General features: G+C 40.6%; 19 protein-coding genes and 1 riboswitch. Of the genes, 3 read left to right on the top strand and 16 right to left on the bottom strand.

Annotated elements, in window-relative coordinates:
* From HMPREF2704_RS07270 to HMPREF2704_RS07225, 10 genes are all read right to left on the bottom strand, one after another.
* The coding region (locus HMPREF2704_RS07270) for an OB-fold nucleic acid binding domain-containing protein (RefSeq protein WP_256318341.1) at positions 1-223 on the bottom strand (223 nt) is incomplete at its 3' end.
* 97 nt (positions 224-320) lie between these two features.
* Positions 321-548 carry a hypothetical protein gene (locus HMPREF2704_RS07265; RefSeq protein WP_024055457.1) on the bottom strand — a complete coding sequence of 76 codons (228 nt, stop codon included), beginning with the start codon at positions 546-548 and terminating at the stop codon, positions 321-323.
* Between the two features lie 251 nt (positions 549-799).
* Positions 800-2068 (bottom strand): D-alanyl-lipoteichoic acid biosynthesis protein DltD, encoded by a 1269-nt coding sequence (gene dltD, locus HMPREF2704_RS07260; protein ID WP_070846102.1) that lies wholly within the window; start codon positions 2066-2068, stop codon positions 800-802.
* Positions 2061-2300: a D-alanine--poly(phosphoribitol) ligase subunit DltC gene (gene dltC, locus HMPREF2704_RS07255; RefSeq protein WP_024055455.1), complete on the bottom strand. Its 240-nt coding sequence runs from the start codon at positions 2298-2300 to the stop codon at positions 2061-2063. The genes dltD and dltC overlap by 8 nt, the downstream gene beginning before the upstream one ends.
* A 14-nt stretch (positions 2301-2314) precedes the next feature.
* Positions 2315-3568: a D-alanyl-lipoteichoic acid biosynthesis protein DltB gene (dltB, locus tag HMPREF2704_RS07250; RefSeq protein ID WP_024055454.1), complete on the bottom strand. Its 1254-nt coding sequence runs from the start codon at positions 3566-3568 to the stop codon at positions 2315-2317.
* Entirely contained in the window at positions 3565-5115 is a 1551-nt protein-coding gene (gene dltA, locus HMPREF2704_RS07245; protein ID WP_070846100.1) for a D-alanine--poly(phosphoribitol) ligase subunit DltA, read from the bottom strand. Before dltA ends, dltB begins: the two co-directional genes overlap by 4 nt.
* Positions 5116-5133: 18 nt before the next feature.
* Positions 5134-5262: a teichoic acid D-Ala incorporation-associated protein DltX gene (locus tag HMPREF2704_RS07240; RefSeq protein ID WP_003002102.1), complete on the bottom strand. Its 129-nt coding sequence runs from the start codon at positions 5260-5262 to the stop codon at positions 5134-5136.
* A 169-nt stretch (positions 5263-5431) separates the two neighbouring features.
* On the bottom strand, positions 5432-6691 hold the full coding sequence (locus HMPREF2704_RS07235) for a S41 family peptidase (RefSeq protein WP_070846098.1): 1260 nt from the start codon (positions 6689-6691) through the stop codon (positions 5432-5434).
* Between the two features lie 92 nt (positions 6692-6783).
* Entirely contained in the window at positions 6784-7467 is a 684-nt protein-coding gene (locus HMPREF2704_RS07230) for a DUF4956 domain-containing protein (protein WP_049475078.1), read from the bottom strand.
* The gene (locus HMPREF2704_RS07225; RefSeq protein WP_070846096.1) at positions 7460-8239 is read right to left on the bottom strand and encodes a polyphosphate polymerase domain-containing protein; all 780 of its coding nucleotides are present in this window, start codon (positions 8237-8239) and stop codon (positions 7460-7462) included. Before HMPREF2704_RS07225 ends, HMPREF2704_RS07230 begins: the two co-directional genes overlap by 8 nt.
* A gap of 212 nt (positions 8240-8451) precedes the next feature.
* On the opposite strand from HMPREF2704_RS07225, the gene HMPREF2704_RS07220 reads away from it, so the two are divergent.
* Both HMPREF2704_RS07220 and HMPREF2704_RS07215 read left to right on the top strand, forming a co-directional pair.
* A complete protein-coding gene (locus HMPREF2704_RS07220) occupies positions 8452-9699 on the top strand; it encodes a carbohydrate-binding domain-containing protein (RefSeq protein ID WP_070846093.1) in 1248 nt (415 codons plus the stop codon).
* 89 nt (positions 9700-9788) lie between these two features.
* Positions 9789-10472, top strand: a complete 684-nt coding sequence (locus HMPREF2704_RS07215; RefSeq protein WP_083324087.1) for a DUF4947 domain-containing protein — start codon at positions 9789-9791, stop codon at positions 10470-10472.
* A gap of 86 nt (positions 10473-10558) precedes the next feature.
* Here the strand turns inward: HMPREF2704_RS07215 and HMPREF2704_RS07210 are convergent, their stop codons facing one another.
* Positions 10559-13354 (bottom strand): YhgE/Pip domain-containing protein, encoded by a 2796-nt coding sequence (locus tag HMPREF2704_RS07210; protein WP_024055447.1) that lies wholly within the window; start codon positions 13352-13354, stop codon positions 10559-10561.
* 134 nt (positions 13355-13488) lie between these two features.
* Between HMPREF2704_RS07210 and HMPREF2704_RS07205 the strand changes: the two genes are divergently transcribed.
* Entirely contained in the window at positions 13489-14022 is a 534-nt protein-coding gene (locus HMPREF2704_RS07205; RefSeq protein WP_003001962.1) for a TetR/AcrR family transcriptional regulator, read from the top strand.
* A 151-nt stretch (positions 14023-14173) separates the two neighbouring features.
* On the opposite strand, the gene rpsD is transcribed toward HMPREF2704_RS07205, so the two are convergent.
* The 5 genes from rpsD to HMPREF2704_RS07180 form a co-directional block, all read right to left on the bottom strand.
* A complete protein-coding gene (gene rpsD, locus HMPREF2704_RS07200) occupies positions 14174-14785 on the bottom strand; it encodes a 30S ribosomal protein S4 (RefSeq protein ID WP_003002210.1) in 612 nt (203 codons plus the stop codon).
* Between the two features lie 205 nt (positions 14786-14990).
* Complete coding sequence (locus tag HMPREF2704_RS07195; protein ID WP_024056481.1) at positions 14991-15722, bottom strand: ABC transporter ATP-binding protein; 732 nt, start codon at positions 15720-15722, stop codon at positions 14991-14993.
* Positions 15715-16710 (bottom strand): ABC transporter substrate-binding protein, encoded by a 996-nt coding sequence (locus HMPREF2704_RS07190; RefSeq protein WP_049475071.1) that lies wholly within the window; start codon positions 16708-16710, stop codon positions 15715-15717. The genes HMPREF2704_RS07195 and HMPREF2704_RS07190 overlap by 8 nt, the downstream gene beginning before the upstream one ends.
* Before the next feature lie 57 nt (positions 16711-16767).
* Positions 16768-17526 carry an ABC transporter permease gene (locus tag HMPREF2704_RS07185; protein WP_021154138.1) on the bottom strand — a complete coding sequence of 253 codons (759 nt, stop codon included), beginning with the start codon at positions 17524-17526 and terminating at the stop codon, positions 16768-16770.
* A gap of 74 nt (positions 17527-17600) precedes the next feature.
* A riboswitch (TPP riboswitch) is annotated at positions 17601-17702 on the bottom strand.
* Between the two features lie 34 nt (positions 17703-17736).
* Positions 17737-18009, bottom strand: a complete 273-nt coding sequence (locus HMPREF2704_RS07180) for a Veg family protein (RefSeq protein ID WP_003009183.1) — start codon at positions 18007-18009, stop codon at positions 17737-17739.
* Position 18010: the final 1 nt, after the last annotated feature.

Here is an 18010-nt window from a genome sequence, read left to right as displayed (position 1 = left end):
TCACTTCTACAACATATTCACTGCGGATGCTTTCAGCTGTGGCCATCACTTCTGCACTAACTGTTTCTGGATTGATCACCAATTGCATGATTCCTTCGCGGTCGCGTAAATCAATAAAGATCAAACCACCCAAATCACGACGACGGCTAACCCATCCTTTCAAAGTAATATGAGTTCCAATGTGTTCTTCACGAACACGTCCAGCATACATTGAACGTTTCATTTCTAATTAATCTCCAAACTAATATTCTTCCTTCTATTTTACCATAAAGACCAGCAGAAAGTGGCCTTTAGCTCAACTTTTTCAGTTACCAACTTCTTTAGTTATCGTGGCCAACTTCTTCCTTCTTTTTGGGATCATCGTAGAGATTGGGGGCTATCACCTTCATTAAAGTCGCTGTCCCAAATCGCAAAACAGCTGCTGCTAATCCAAAAATAGGGGATAGGTAGCGGAAAAAGAAATCTCCCCTAAGTACATAAGTCATGCCACCCACAATAAAAAAGATGACAATCCCCTGAACGATTGCGTAAAACCAAATTTTTTTCACACTATTTCTCCTTTTCACATGCTAGCTGACTTATCCACTGTTTTTCATCACTTATCCACAAAAATGTGGATAACTTTTACCTATTTTCCCCTTAAAAGAGGAAGATTCATCAGCATCAGGACTTGTTTTCATCCATTTACAAGCAAGTTTCCCACAGCCTGTGGATAACTATCTTGCTTACTTGTGACTTTCCGTCCCTTTCCTCACAAATCAAGGAGCCAGGATTCGATCCTGCCCCCTTTGATCAAGCATTATTTAAATTCGTCTGGTGTTCCTTTATATTGGGCCCAATCTCTACTGAAGAAGCGATCATTTAGATGGTAAGTTGGTGCTTTTTCATCCTTTGTGACAAAGGGATTGACCGCTTTATCAAAGGCTAGCCAACCATTCCATCCCATATGAATCGTATCTTCCATAAAGTAGGGCTGATCACCATCTTTAGAAAAGTCTGCAATATTGGTGAATCCTTGACTTTCCAATTGGTAACGAATCTTTTGAACAGCCTGTTCATACTTTTCTTGGCTCAAGCCTGTGTATTTCATCCATTTGGCATTGACTGGAGGAATCACAAAGATGACATTGGTCCGAGATTTAGCAAACTGGTCTAGAACCAACTGCAAGTCATTGTACTCTGGAGATTGAACATAGGATTCGTTCTTTTGGAAACCTTTTAGTTTCTTCAACTTCATTTTTAAACGAGTATTGTAAAAATGATTGCTGATTCCAAGGTCGTTGTTATTGGTTTTGACTTTTGCTTCAGCCGTTGCAATTTCCTCCAATTTCTCATATGAGAATTGATCTGGCAAATCTTGTAGACGTTTTTTGACCTTCTTATCGTAATTCCCGTTTGTACGAGTAGCGAGATTGCTAAATAAGGCATCTTCGCGCTGAACAAGATGGGAAACAAGCTGGTTCAAAGACTGATCAAATCTTGAAATTTTCTTTCCTTGAGAAATGTTCGTCACAACACTTTGAAAGGCGACATTTGGATACTGTTGCAACAGGCGTTTCGCGGCATACTGGGATGCAGCATCCTGTTGGTGATTGGCAATAAAGCTATTCAACTGATCGCTATTAAAGAATTGTTGAAAGGCAGAGGAATCATAGCCCTTCTTGGTAAACCATTGCGGAGAAACCACATAAACAGCTGTATTGTCCTTAAGTTCTGGCAAAATCTGTTGCATTCCAAAATACTGGTTCAAAGAAGCCGCACCTCGTTCTCCTAAAAAGTAGGGTCTGTAATTACGGTCATATTTTTCAGCCAAAACTGCTGGATGCACCACATCAAAACGCAACCATTCACTTGAGCCGAAATAAGGAACAAATCGATGCTGTGGATCAGAAAGTGCTTCTTGCTTCTTTGTACGACTCTTGAAGCCTTCTGCATTCAGACTAACCGCAGCTTTTTTCTCTTCGGTATAGTTGTGCTTATGATTGATTGGATAAAAGAATAATAAAGCTGCTACCATGAGGAGCGCGCAAAATACGGGCCCTAAAATCAGCCATAAACGCTTAAGCATTCTGAAGCTCCGTTACACCTTCTACGATCTTGTTAGCAGTATTCCAATCATCGCGTCCAAATTCAGATACAGGAACACGGATGCCAAAGCGACTTTCCAATTCCACAATCAATTCGACTGTTCCCATACTATCAAGAACACCCGCATCAAAGAGATCCTCATCCATCATGTCTGAGACATCTTCCATAAACAATTCGTCAATAATTTCAATTACTTGTGATTTTACATCCATTTTTTATTCTCCTTTTATTTCACTTTTGGGAACCATTGCTGATCCAAGAATCCTGAGAAGATCAGGAAGGACAGCATCACTGTGTTAAAGGTGATAAAGATCCCTAAAGCTTTGGTCCAACGATTGTCCGGTATCGGATCCAATCCTTTTGCTTTTCTTTCTTTATTGATGGTCTTTTTCTTACGAATCCAGGCATCATTGATAACCATTCCAAGCCCATGGAAGAGCCCATAAGCAATATAGTACCAGGTCACCCCGTGCCAGAAGCCCATGACCAACATATTGATAATGTAGGCAACATTTGAGGTAGTAATCCGGCTCTTGAAGACTTTATTGCGCATCAGTACCATTACGAGACGCATAAAGACAAAATCACGGAACCAGAAAGATAAACTCATATGCCAGCGATTCCAGAATTCCTTTAAATCACGTGATTTAAAAGGACGGTCAAAGTTGATGGGACTTTTAATCCCCATCAAATTGGAAGCCGCTAAAGCAAACATGGAATACCCTGCAAAGTCAAAGAAAAGGTCAAAACCATAAACATACATGACTCCCAGCGTTCCGATGTTGAAGAATCCACCTTGAGACAAGGCATAGGTCTGCACATGACCTAACAATAAGTGGCCAAAAATATGAGCTAGAATAAATTTATAAAGGAAGCCATACATGATGTACTTAACAGCTTGCTCCAACATATCCAATAATTCTTCGCGCTCAGGAATGGCTTTATAATCCTCATTAAAACGCTTGAAACGATCAATCGGCCCACTTGAGAAGGTTGGCATAAAGAGCATAAAACGTAAGAATTCCCAGAGCGTGAATTCTTTCAAGACACCATCTCGCATTTCGATGATCATTCCGACAGCTCGGAAGGTCAAATAAGAAATCCCTAAAAATCCAAACAAGGATTGGTGTCCATTCTTGATCGCTGGCTCCACCTTAACAAAGATCAGGGGCAAGACAGACAAGAAGGAATGAAGATAGAAAATCCACTTGTTGTCCGCTTTCTGACGATAGATTTTGTAGGAATACACAATCAAGATTTGCCAGACTACGTAAAAGAGCAGGGCATAAATTTGCTTGAGATTCGAACCTGTCAGCATCAAAATGATAAAGATCAGACTCACCAGTCCTTCATAGACCGGAAATCTCTTTTTGAAAAAGAGGCCCACAAAGATCGGCAAAAAAGCTAGAATGAGGTAGACAAAATAGATCGGTGTTCCATAGTGTTCTAAATGAGGGAGCTGTTTCAAAAACTCGATCATCGGTTATTAACCTCGCTAATCAACCCTTTGATGTCGATTTTCCCGTTTGGTGTTAATGGCAGGCTATCACGATAGAGGAATTTTGAAGGCATCATATAAGACATCATGATGTTTTCTAAATCTTCCTTGATGGCTTTTGTGATATCAATTTCGCGCTCAAATTGTTCTTTGACGCCCTCTTTTAAGATGACATAGGCCAAGAGATTTTGGACCTTGTGATCCTTATTATAACGCGGTACTGCGACTGCTGAATCAATATACTTCGATTTGTTCAAGTTTTGAGAGACATCCTCTAGCTCGATCCGATAACCGTTAAATTTGATTTGGAAGTCCATCCGACCACCATAGAGAAGAAGGCCTTCATCCGTCATGGTTCCGACATCTCCCGTATGATAGGCTGGAAGACCTTCAAATTCGAAGAAGGCTTCTGCTGTTTTCTCTGGATTATTCATATAACCTTTTGAAACGGCTGGTCCAGACACGATGATTTCCCCTTGCTCACCATTTGGCAATTTGTTGCCTGCCTCATCAATGATGAAGGTTGGAGAATCTTCTTTGGTATAACCAATTGGCAGACGTTTCAAAGTAGCTAACATCTCATCTGTGATTGCTACTGCCGACAAAGCTACAGTTGCTTCCGTTGGGCCGTAGGCATTGATGATGCGTGCATTTGGGAAACGCTCGCGCAATTTCTGAGCCGTTTTAACGGTCAACTCTTCCCCATCAAAGTAGAAATGAGTGATACCTGGCATCTTTTCAGCATTGAAATCTTCAGACAGCATAGCCATATCTGCAAAAGATGGTGTTGAAGTCCAGATAGCAATCGGAAGAGAAAAGATCGTCGCAAAGAGTTGTTTGAAGTCTTGAGTGATAGCTGATGGAAGAGCAAAAAGCGTTCCTCCAAGAGCTAAGGTCGGTGCCCAGTACATGACAGACAAGTCAAAAGAATAGGGCGGTTGCGCCAACATTTGCGGACGCTCTGGCGTTGCAAATTCCTTGTCCGTAATCATCCAGTTGGTAAAGCTGAGCAAGTTATCGTGCGAAATTTGCACCCCTTTTGGTTTCCCGGTTGTCCCTGAGGTAAAGATGATGTAGTAGTTATCATCCCCTTTGACCGGATGTTGCAAGTCATAGGCATGCTGAGCCGCATAAGCTTCACGCACTTGCTCCAAGGACATGATTGGAGCAGCTGGGTTTTCAATTGGGAACTCATTGATGGCGATAATCAAGCTTGGCTCTGCTACTTCAACAATGGCAGACACGCGCTCCAAGGCAGAGTGGCTATCAATTGGGATATAGGCATGGCCAGATTTTGTCAAGGCTACAAAGGTTGCTAACATTTCATATTCTTGTCCACCAAAGACCACTACAGGTGACTTTTCGGGAAGTCCCATTTGGTCAATATGAGCAGCCAAGCTATCTGAATCAGCCTTCAATTGGCCATAGGTATGCTCCTCACCAAGGACATTGTAAACCGGATAGTCTGGTTGTAGTTGCGCATAACGTTCAATTGTCTCGATCATATCAGTAATTGGTTGGTTTGACACGGCTAGGAGTCTCCTTTTCTAAAATTCGTTGTAGATAAAGCCACCCTGACCTTGACCAAGGTAACTAAAGAAATAAAGTAGGGCTAGGAAAATGGCGAAATACAAGACCGTCTGCCCGATAAATTTATAAAGTGTTTTATGTTTCATAAGTTTCACTCTTCATTTTGATTGTTACTCACTATTTTACCATTTTTTATACCAAGTAAGCAATTTTAAACATAGTGAGAATGTCGTAGAAAACGTTATCATTTCAGATCATTCAAGTCGTTTAACGAAAGCATTTTTCTTTAATCAGTTTTCTGGTTGAAATCCTATTCTATTTCACAGTCCCCTGATGAATCAACTCCAGACACTTGTCCAGATCCACATCTCTCTCGAAATGGCTAGGTGTCCAAGGAATCTCTATATCGGGTAGAACACCTTGATCCGTCATTCCTTTACCTTGATCTACGCATAGACAACGAGAAGTAGGAAACATCAATTGATAATCGCCATAATCAACGGTACAACAATTGGAATAGTCTAAAATTCCGAGAGTCGGTCTACCTACCACCGTTACCTTCTTAAACTGCTTCATCATCTGAACAAAGTTATCGCCAGAAGAACCGCAATAGATATCTGATAAGACAAAGATCCGTTCAGGATAGTGGCCACCTTTAACCTCTGGGAAGAATTCCTCACTTTCTTGCTTATACGGTACATAGCCTTTCCCCCGATGGTGGATCAAATTCTCTTTCATATCTTCAAGTAGCTTAACTGTTTCGGGACTAATTTCTTCCTGTTGCATCCAGTCCTCAAAGTCTTTCAAGCGCAGATCAACATTACGTTCCGTATAGAGAATTTCCATGCCATCATCATCCCAGTCAAGCGAATCATAGCCCTGATCCTTCTCTAAGCCTAGATGTAACAGAGGAAGATATAGAGAATCCGTCCCTCCACTGTTACGTCGAACATCAATGAGAAGAAACTTGACTTCCGTCATCATCGGTAAACACTCTTGATATACCCGACTAATGGCTCCTTCATCCATAAAGTTATCCAGACGAAGATAAAGAATCTCATCATCTAATCGTTTCCAAAAAATCTGATCCTGGATCGGTTCTCGACTGGGTACTACTTTAATGGTCTTTTCTTTCCCTTCTCGAAGCAGGGTGACACTCGTTGACTGAGAGACCAAATCTGCCCATTCTCGGTAGTGTCTTTCAGGGGTCTTGCTGATAAAATAGGCTTTATGAAGAGAAGCTATCTGATCCAATTCACTCCCATCCAGAGCTAGGATCTGATCTCCTACTTGAAGACCCGTATCTTCATTAGCTTCCTCAACATACAGTTTCTGTCCATTTATTCTCAAAAGGAACCCTTTTTGACTGGCCTTTTTATCTCGAAAAGAAACATGCCCGATCACCCCAAAACTAGCTAGGTAAGCCTTAACTTGATAGAGAAAGGCATCATCTGTCATATCATCTGTAATGTTTTCTCGAAAAGGCTCTGGATCGCATCCTTTTCGATCCTTGCTGGTAGATGAATCATGGGTCATAATGGAGACGACATCTTCAAAAATAGCAGTCTTTTTCATAAAGGATTCCTTCAATTTTTTAGAAACAGTATACCACTTTTTCTTAAAAAGTTCTTAAAACCCTAAAAAACTATCCTAAAGTAGGATAGCCGTTATAGATTCTTTCTTTTCTTTGCTTTCTTTGTCAGAGCGACATCACAATTTTCAATCTTGTTAATCAATAGATTGGCAAGGGCAAAATCATCGATGTTCGATTTCATATTTACCTCGTAGTTCAAGGTCAGTTGTTCTCCAGCTTGGGCCGTTGTGACAGAAATAAAGTCAATTTCTGAACAACTTTGGTCCAACAACTGGCTGATTTGTTCTGCAACAGAATCTTGTTTTGAGACGGTAATAGTCAAATGGCGGCGCCGTTGATGGTCTGCCTTATTCTGTTTGTTCTCCAATACCAGCCACACCCCTAGTAAAGAGAGGGTTGTTAAAATGGCCAATAAAAGATAGCCAGATCCAGCTGCCAGTCCTATAATCATAGCTAAGAAAATGGCAATCAACTCTCTAGAACCACTCGTAGCCGAACGAAAACGGATCAAACTAAAGGTCCCTGCCACTGCAATCGAGGTTCCCAAACTTCCATTGACCAAAAAGATCACTAAGGTCATCATACAAGGAAGCAAGGTCAAACTAATGACAAACTCTCGAGTGTAAAGTGTTCGGTATTTATAGGTCCAAGATAGGGCCATCCCTAGAAAGAGGCTGACCAAAAGGGCCAACAGTAAGCGCAAGGGATCCACCGTTGCTGTGGCATTATTAAAAATAGAATCAAATAGATTAGACATAGGCAGCACCTACCGTTTCTTGAACTGGTCTTGGGGCATAATCCAAGCCTTGTGATTTATGATAAGCACAGCTATATTTTGAAAATTTCTGCTTGACCAAACCATACTTCTCTAAAATATCCTTTAACCATTGAGGTTCTTGGCCAGGAGCCTTAATTTCCATGATCACGAAGTCATCCTCTAGTAGAGGTTCTCCTTTCTTCCCATCAAAAAGGCTAACAGCCTGATCTCGAAAAACTAGGTTTTGATCGATTGTCACGCGAATCTTCTGATAAGGATAACCCTGAATGGATTTCTTTTCTTTGAGAGACAAGCGATCGTAATAAATGAACATCCGTGGTTCCAATCGATGACCATAACGTTTGCGCAATCTCTGAATCTCTTGCACTAAGTCTGGATCTTGTATCTGATGATCTACTTTCCCATCTGTCATCAAGTTGATAATGGCTTGTGAAGTGGCGACTAGGCGGAATTTATGGCCAATTCCTTCTTCATCTTTTGACTTCACCTCTAGAAACACTGGACTGTCTGCTTGAGGTTTTTCTATATAAGTCCGCATCCGAATTTTTTCACGGCGGTGTTGTTTGGCAAGAGCATCTTGAATGACATCAAAATTTTCTGTATCAAAATAAATGTTTGAAATGGTTGAGGTTGGGTAATCATCTTCTACGACGTATTCTTTTAAGTCTTTGATCAAGTCCTTCACGTCATCTTTTGCGACGATATATTTTGTTTCGATTCGTTTGAAACTTGTCTCAATTGTTTTTTTCATGTTTCTTCTCCTTTAAGGGGGCTATTGTTTCTAAACTTCAGTAAGTATGAATACGACTTACGTGCTTTCTAGTTTAATGGGACTTTCTTAACTGGTCATTAAGCCAAACTTAAAGAAAACTAAAGTTAAGGTTCCTTTCAGAAAAACTTTAGGAAACTTTCAGCTAGCAACTTTAGACTAGGAGCATATCAATTGAACAAGAGGAAAAGCTCATGAAATCAAACAAATGGAAATTTTTATTAACGGGGGCCGCAACCCTCACCTTACTGACAGCTTGCACCCAGGCGTCATCACAATCAGCTACAAAAAGCAATACTGCACAAACAACCACTACTTCTACTTCAAAAAATAAAACAAACAATTCCAACTATTTTACAGATAAGGACAAGGACAGCTCTTATGATGAAAGCAAAGCCTCTACTGTAAAACTGTCTGGATCTTCTGCAAGTGTATCAGGTGACGGCGTTGCTGTATCTGGATCAACTGTGACCATCTCAAAGGCCGGAACCTATGTCATCTCTGGTGAATCCGATGGAGTTCAAATCAAGGTCGAAGCAGGTGACTCAGATGATGTTCACATCGTCTTGAAAGGCGTTACCATGACCAACACCAACGCGCCAATTTCTGCTACGAAAGCAGGTCATGTCTACCTGACTCTAGCAGATGGCACGACCAATACCTTGTCTGATTCAAGTTCAAACAATGATGAAGATGCCGATGCGGTGATCTTCTCTAAAGGCGACCTCACCATCAATGGTTCAGGTACGCTCAACATTGACGCTAAGAAGAACAACGGTATCAAAGCCAATGACACTCTCCATATCACAGGTGGAACCTATAAGATAACGGCTGTAGGAGATGCCTTCAACGTCAATGACGAACTCAATATCACTGGTACGACCATGACCATCGATGCAGATGAAGATGCCGTCAAGGTGGATAATGATGAAGATACTTCGGTCGGAACCATGTACCTTTCAGATAACAAAATGACCATCACTGCAGGAGACGATGGCATCCATGCTTCTGGAGATCTGATCATCGATAGCGGAACCTATGAGGTGACAGAGTCTGTCGAAGGTCTCGAAGGAAAATCGATCACCATCAACGGTGGTGATATCACCATCTATGCAACCGATGATGGTGTCAATGCAGCCAATGCTAATGCCAACCAAGATGAAATTTTCTTCACTATGAATGGTGGAACCCTCAACGTTGAAGTTGGCCAAGGCGATACCGATCCAATTGATTCGAATGGAAATATCACTGTTACCGGAGGAACCATTAAATTAACGGGTCAATCTGGATTCGACTTTGATGGAACAGCTACCTACACTGGCGGAGACATCTATATCAACGGTGAAAAACAAACGGAAATTGTCAACTCCATGCCTGGAGGCGGTGGTGCTCCCGGAGGTGGCGGACCTCAAGGCGGTGGACCTGGAGGCGGGCATCAATAATAACAAACAAAGGCAGGATTTCTTCCTGACCTTTTTTTGTTGCCTTTTTTATGATAGAATAGAAATTCAATCAGCTTATCGAAAGGAACATGATGAAAAAACAGACACTCCCTCTTTTCTTCACACTCTTGCTGTCTCTTCTTTTTCTATCAGCCTGTGTGCCGGACCTTAAGATCAACTTTAAAAAAGTACCCACTGCTACCAGCTCAAAAAAGAAAACCTTTAAAAAAAGTAGCTCGAGTCGTTCTAGCCTCCCGAGTCGCTCAACCAGTTCAAATAGCTCAAGCAACTCCTCTAGCTCTCCCTCAACTACTACGGAAACCTCTTCTGACATCGTCACGACCGAAGGACTCCCTAAAAATGCTCAAGAAGCTCCAAAAGATAAGATTTATGCGACAGGAAACCTAAAAGTAGCCTACTCTAGAAATGACGATAAAATTTTTGCACAGACGCCGGATTATGAAGGATATACCACCGCTCTTGTCCAAACAATTCTTGGAAATCCAGAGAAACAAATAACAGACCCTGCTTATATTGCCGAATCTTTTGAAAATACCGAATTAGAAAATATTAAAGGGCTCTACCACGAGGGAAAAATCACAGGGGAACAAGCTCACGCCTTTTTGATGGGAGCTGTTGATCTCAAACAAGCTTCTAAATTCGGAGTAAACTACACCATTTACACCTATAAAAACAACACTATCCAACTGGTCTTTGAAAACGACCAACTTCTCTATATTACTCCAAATCCTGATGTCGTCTTCTTTAAATAATTTACATTCTCGCTTAGACAAGCGAGAATTTTTGTTTCACATGAAACAAAAAACTCCCAACACATTCTGTTGGGAGTTCCCGAAGATTAGTCCTCTTCATATTGTTTTGGATTATAGAACCACATTCCTAGCCCTGCAAAAAGAGCAATAGTCATCAGAAGGAAGGCCACTTGATTTCCAATTTCTCCTGTCATCGAAATCGTTTGACGAAGACCAGAAACGGTATAGCTCATTGGCAAGAATGGATGAATGGCTTGGAAAAAGCCATTTGTCAAAGCAAGAGGATAGGTTCCTGCACTAGAAGCCAATTGCAAGAGCAAGAGGATCAAGGAAAGGAAAGCACCGATCTTTCTTTGCCATGTTGTCAAAGCAGTCACGATAGACATGAAGGCCACACTACCAATCACACAAAGGAAGAGAGTAGCCATCTCATGATTAGCTGATAAACCAATCAAGTGAACGGCACCATAGACCAAGACTCCTGCAATCACCGCAATCGTTCCGTTGACCTCAAAGCGAGATTTAAACCATGCCCAGCGACTTTCAGGATGACGACCGGATGGCAATTTTGCAAAGATCATATTGGTTGACAAGGCACAAACAAAGAGTGCTACAGAGATCATATAAGGAGCCATTCCGACACCATTCACCGGGACATTGTCACGGTCTGTTTTAGACAAAGTGACAGGATCTGCTAAGGTTTTAGCGTTTTCTTTTTCAGTTGTAGCCACATTCAATTGTCCCTTAGCATCGTTTAATCCTTGACTCAAGGTTTGGCTTCCTGTTGCTAATTCACCTAAACCATTTGTCAATGTTTGGCCACCTGCTGCTAATTTGCTGGACCCATCTGAGATTTGATTTGCACCGTCGGCTAGTTTATCAGCACCAGTCACCAATTGACCTGATTTTTCTGTCAACTGATTGACACCAGTGACAAGTTTGTTGACACCACCTGCCAACTCTGGAGTTTTGCTGTTCAATTGTCCTACACCGTCAGCTAATTTTCCAGCACCGGCAACCAATTCACCCGACTTACCTGTTAATTGAGTCGCTCCTGAAGCCAGTTGATTCATGCCTGATGTCAAGGCAGGCATCTTCCCATTTAACTCACCTAGACCAGAAGCTAATTGATTGCTTCCTGCAAGTAATTCTGATGATTTACTATCTAGTTGGCCAACACCTGCTGCTAACTGACTAGCACCATCCGTTAAAGTGCTACTATTGGTCTGAAGTTGGGTTGCTCCATTAGCGATTTTATCGACACCTGCTGTATAAGCGTCGATCCCCTGACTGATGGTTTGACTAGCTGGTAACAATTGTCCACTAACTGCGGATTGGATCTTAGACAAACCACTTGACAAGTCTGTCAAGGTAGAAGAAGCTGTCGGTAAAACTTGATTGGCTGCCGTTTGCAGTTGTGTCAAGCTATTTCCTGTATTCAAACTACCTTGGATCGTTTGAATCGTAGTCAAGATCCCTTGAGCCGCCGTTTCACTCGAGCTTGGGCTCGATGAGATCGCCGCATTGATTTCCGCTTGTTGGTCAGCTGTCATTGCTTGATAGGCTGCTGTCCCTTGTACACTTGCAAGGGCATTTGCACGATCCGCTTGGGCTGAAGCAAGGATTGATTGAGCTGAATTCGCAATACTCGTCAATCCAGACGAAAGTTGACTGGTATCTACTGAAGCATTTTGAATCGCTGCATTTAATTGGTTTAAACCAGCTGCCAATTGATCAATCTGAGCAGATTGACTTGTAGAAGCTTGTAGCTGGCTTGATAATGTTTGAATACCTGATTCTAATTGTGAAACCCCATTTCGAAGGGTAGCAGATTGACTACTTAATTGACCCGCTCCTTCTGATAAAGTAGCGACTCCATTTGTATAGGTTGCTAAACCATTTGAAAAGTTAGATAGGCCTGAATTCAATTGACGCACGCCATTGGTATAATTCCCAAGACCATCATTGAGGGTCCCCATACCACTGGTTAATTGACCAACTCCTGAAGCTAACTGAGGGGTTTGACTCGCCATTTGATTGAGACCATTTCCTAATCGATCCACTCCGGTAGCGTAAGCCATCAAGCCTGTATTAAAAGTACCAAACCCATTATTTAATTGATTGACGCCAGATACCAAGTTTGGAAGTTGACCAGCCATTTGATTGAGACCATTTCCTAATTGACCAACACCATCTGTATAGGCTGCTAGACCCGTACGAAGAGTAGTCGCACCATCTGAAAATGCTAAGCTTGAACGAGCCAATGTATTCAAATTAGTAGACAGTGTTTGACCACCATCTTCCAATTTACTTGCACCATCTGCTAATTTAGCACTTCCATCTGCCGCTGTCCCCATACCAGATTTAAGCGATCCCATTTTGGAAAATAAAGCTGTTGTATACGTATTGGTCACTTTTTCGGCCACTGACTGCTTCATCTTTGTCATCGCAGTGTCGCTCATTTTTCCTGCGATAAAACTATGACCACTGGACGTTTGGTAATCAATGGTCATCTGTTCTGGATGATTGGTTAAGATAGAGCTAGCTTTCTTTGAAAGATCCTCAGGCAGGGTTACAATCATATAATAATCGCCATTTTTAAGACCATCTTTCGCAGCTTTCTCATCTACAAAATGAAAATCAAGTGAGTCATTGTCCTTCAAATTGGACACCATGTCTTTTCCGATTTCCATCTTTTGTCCATTATATGTAGCAGATTGATCCTTATTGACAACCGCTACAGGAAGATCCGAAACTTGGCCATATGGATCCCACATGGAAGATAGAAAAATAATATTATAAAGAGCTGGAATCAAAGCAACCCCAATCATGACAATGATAAATGTTGGCTTTTTAAGAATAGCCTTCCATTCTTTCATCATATTTTTTGTCTCCTTTTTATACACATTGTCTAAATTTCTGATATAATAGATTATACAGTTTCTAGAAATTTTCACAAGTAGGAAATCTTTATTTTTAGACACTGTGTATAATTTTGTGCAAAAAGGATTAACAGATGACTGAGAGCAATAAACGATTAAAAACAAAACGAAATATCGAGGAGGCGATGGTTCGACTACTAGAAAAGGAATCATTCGACCAAATCACAACGGTTGAGTTAGCACAAGAATCCGGCATTAGTCGCTCTAGCTTTTATACCCACTATCGAGACAAGTACGATATGATCGAGCGCTACCAACAAGCACTCTTTCACAAGCTTGAATATATCTTTGACAAACACCAAGACGACAAGCGCCAAGCGATTACAGAAGTGTTCGAATTCCTAACCAAGGAGCCACTCTTTGCAGTTCTTCTGACAGAGAATGGAACCAAAGAGATCCAAACCTTCTTACGACATAAATTACAGATTCTTCTGGTTGATAGTTTGCAAGAGCGCTATAGTCATAAATCATTAACAGATATTGAAAGAGTCTACAGTTCTGTCTATCTGACCAATGCCTTCTTCGGAGTCTGTCAGATGTGGGTTTCGCGCGGAAAAAAAGAAAGTCCTCAACAAATGGCTGAATTTTTAATGAAAATGTTACGGTAACAGTCTCTCCTGATCGATCTAGATCAGGAGTTTTTTTATTAGCAGGTTTAGGTTTTAAGAAAACAAAAAGGGGAGCAAAGCCAGAAATCAACCCTTTAAGACAAAACAAAAAGCCCACTGTAGTAGGCTTTCTGCAAAGTATATCTTAAAATTAAAGCATTTTGTTGTAGAATTCAACGACAAGTGCTTCGTTGATTTCTGGGTTGATTTCATCGCGTTCTGGAAGGCGAGTCAATGAACCTTCAAGTTTGTCAGCATCGAATGATACGAATGCTGGACGTCCAACTGTAGCTTCAACAGCTTCAAGGATAGCTGGAACCTTAGCTGATTTTTCGCGAACTGAGATCACTTGACCTGGAGTTACGCGGTATGAAGGGATATCAACGCGTTTTCCGTCAACAAGGATGTGACCGTGGTTAACGAATTGACGAGCTTGACGACGAGTAGTCGCAAGTCCAAGACGGTAAACAACGTTATCCAAACGACGTTCCAAAAGAAGCATGAAGTTGAAACCGACAGTTCCTTCTTTAACTTTAGTAGCTTGTACGAACAAGTTACGGAATTGTTTTTCACCAAGTCCGTAAGAGAAACGAAGTTTTTGTTTTTCAGCTAATTGCAAACCGTATTCTGACAATTTTGAACGGTTGTTTGGTCCGTGTTGACCTGGTACGTAGTTACGACGTGCCAATTCTTTACCTGTACCTGTAAGTGACAAGCCAAGACGGCGAGATTGTTTCCAAGATGGTCCTGTATAACGTGACATTTGAAATGTCCTCCTATAAAAATAATTTTTGTAGGAAATAACGTTTTAGACAAACCTGATTCGTTCAGAAAGCCTTCGCCCAAACAGCAAAGGTTACTTTTCTAGCTGACTTCCTGTTGACGAGCTTCATTTTGTCCTGCTGTCATTTCGCACAAACTCTATTCTATCACGGAATAGAAACTTTGTAAAGTCCTTCAAAACAATTTCAATGAAATTCAGACAATAATTCTATGATTCGTTTTTTATATTGCAATTGTTGCCAGTCTCTATCCGTTGCTGGATCCCATTTTAAAGGAAGATCTGCAATAATTTCACCGGGATTATGATTCAAGATATAGATCCGGTCACTCAATGTCAAAGCTTCTTCGATACTATGAGTGATCACTAGAGTGGTGAGACCAAGACGTTCCTTGCTTTCTAGATACCAGTGATAAAGATCCTGCCTTGTCAATTCATCTAAGGCACTAAAAGCTTCATCTAATAGGAAGACAGAATGACCCAATAGATAAGTCCTTAATAGCGCCACCCGTTGCCGCATCCCCCCACTCAGCGCATTAGGATAAAGGTTGGCGATACTTCCCAATTTAAATTCATCTAACAATTTTAGAGCTGTAGATGTTGCCTCTTCCTTAGGAATCTTTTTTAATTGAAGGGGAAGAATAATATTTCCCAATACTGTCTTATGTTCTAACAAAAGATCCTTTTGTAGCATATAGCTGACTTTTCCAAAGGAGATCGGGGCATCATCTACTTCTATAGCGCCCTTTTGTAAGGGAAGGATCCCAGCAATTAAATTAAACAAGGTTGATTTCCCTACCCCACTTGGACCTAGAATAGAGACGATTTCTCCTTTTTGCACTTCTAGTGATACATTGTTTAAAACTGCTTTATCTCCAAAAGAGAAACTTACATCTTTTACGGTTAAAATATCAGTCACCTACCAATTCATTTGTGAAACCTTTGTCTTCTAAGTCATTTGAAACCAATCCTTGCTCTTTTGCCCAAGCATAAAAAGCATTCCAACGTTTGGAGTCAAACTGTCCCCATTTATCCTTGTCTGAAGCATATTGACTGGAAAGATATTTTTGAGAAGCTAGTACAAAATCACGCTGGTTAGCCAAAGCAGGGGCCTGTTTAATCAAGATATCTGCTGCTTCTTCTGGATGCTCTATAGCATATTGGTAGCCTTTTTTCACCGCTTGAATGAATTTTTTTGCTTCCTCTTTATGAGATTTCAAATAGTCATTGTTAGCAATAATAACAGGCGAATAGTAGTCAAATGCAGGAACAAAATCTTTCATATAGAAGAAATTGGTTTTCATTCCCTTTTGCTCAGCCAAAATTCCATCCCAACCGTGATAAATCCAAGCAGCATCAAAGACCTTATTTTCAATCGGAGTAATGGAATTTGAATCACTATTTGGAACCAATTTTACTTGATTAAAATCAGCCCCTTCTTTTTTCATCATCGATTTGATCATTTCCAACTCAATCGGATCATTCCAGGTACCATACTTCTTACCAACCAAATCTTTTGGACTTGTGATCGCTGCATCTTTTCTTGAAATAATCCCTGACGTATTGTGTTCGACAATAGCTGCAATAGCGGTAATACCCGCACCTTTATCCAATTTCTTGGCCATAGAATCTTGGAAATAAATACCAAATGGAGCTTTCCCATTGATAATCAAATCAGAACTACTGTCTTCCGGAGGAAGTTTTATATCTACATCCAGTCCTGCATCTTTAAAGTACCCTTTTTCCTTTGCTACATAGAGACCCGTGTGATTGGTATTCGGGGTCCAATCTAGAATAAAATCAATCTTTTTCAAACCACTTGACGATTGCTTGACAGAATTTTGACAAGCACTCAAGAAAACAAATCCCAATATTATTGAGAAAAATAAACCTATTGACTTTTTCATTAGCTATACCTCTTTTACATTTTTGTCAATTTAATTTTTACACCATTTACAAGTTTGTCAATCCTTTTTCCATTTTAGAATGGTTCGTTCTAATTGATCAACGAGAAACATACCGAGTAAACTAATAGCAGAAATCAATACAATGATCGCAAACATCGTATCATACTGAAATAACTTCTTCGATTGGATCATATAGACCCCCAATCCATCAAAACCTCCTAACCATTCTGAAACTACCGTACTGATAAAAGCATAGGAAACGCTCACACGTAAACCTGCAAAAAAATAAGGAAGCGCTGCAGGAATTTTATAATGAGCTAAGGTCTGAAAGCGATTGGCTTGCATAATCTGAAACAATCTCAGAATATCTTGATCGCAATGCCGAAAACCATCTAACAGACTGACTACGATGGGAAATACCACCGTAATAATGATCAAAACCAGTTTTGGAAGCATACCATAACCAAACCAAAGAACCAGGATAGGGGCCAAGGCAATCGTCGGAATGGTTTGAATAACAACCATAAAAGGATAGACCAGATCATTCACCCATTGAAAACTATCCATGAGAATCGCAAAGCCGGCAGCAAGAAGAACCCCTATAACAAGTCCGATCAAGGCCACTTGAAGGGTAGACAAACTGTGATGAATCAGGAGAGCTCGATCTCGTACAAAGGCATTTCCAATTTCAAGTGGCGTTGGTAATACAAATTTGGGGAGAATATTTAAAAAACCTGCTAACTGCCATAAGACAAGAAGGCTGCTAAAACCTGCAAATCCTATCAACTGTTTTGAATATCTTTTTACAAGAGACATCGTAACCCCCTTTCTCACAAATAAAAAACGCCTCCAAAATAGGAGACGGATTGCACAAGGTCACTCATAACGAAAAATACATTTCATTTGTTTCCTACGCTGGCATTACCCAGATCAGGTGCGGTCGAAGCTTACACTTCCTCTCAGACTGTACACAGACTCCCATATGTATTTATTATAATAACTGATTTAGACGATAAAAGCAAGAAATTAATCCAAATAACGAATTAAATTCTTCTCTGTTAAAATATCTGAATAGGTGTAAGACTCCACGTATGTATTAGCTGGTTCACCTGGTAAGCTATTGTCGTTCGTATACTCGATAATAAATAAAGAAGGATAGACCTCAATCAAGCGTCCAAATTTATTTTTTTGACGTTTCCGTCCATTTTCAAGCGTCATTTCAACCACTTGTCCTTCATGGGCCTTGATCTCTTCTTTAATTTTTTTCATTTTTGCAACATCTGTAAATGCATCACTCATC

The sequence above is a fragment of the Streptococcus sp. HMSC076C09 genome (genome assembly GCF_001837905.1).
In the GTDB taxonomy this organism is placed as follows: domain Bacteria; phylum Bacillota; class Bacilli; order Lactobacillales; family Streptococcaceae; genus Streptococcus; species Streptococcus parasanguinis_I.
Note: the sequence above shows the minus strand (reverse complement) of the source record. Positions and strands in the feature narration are given on the sequence as shown.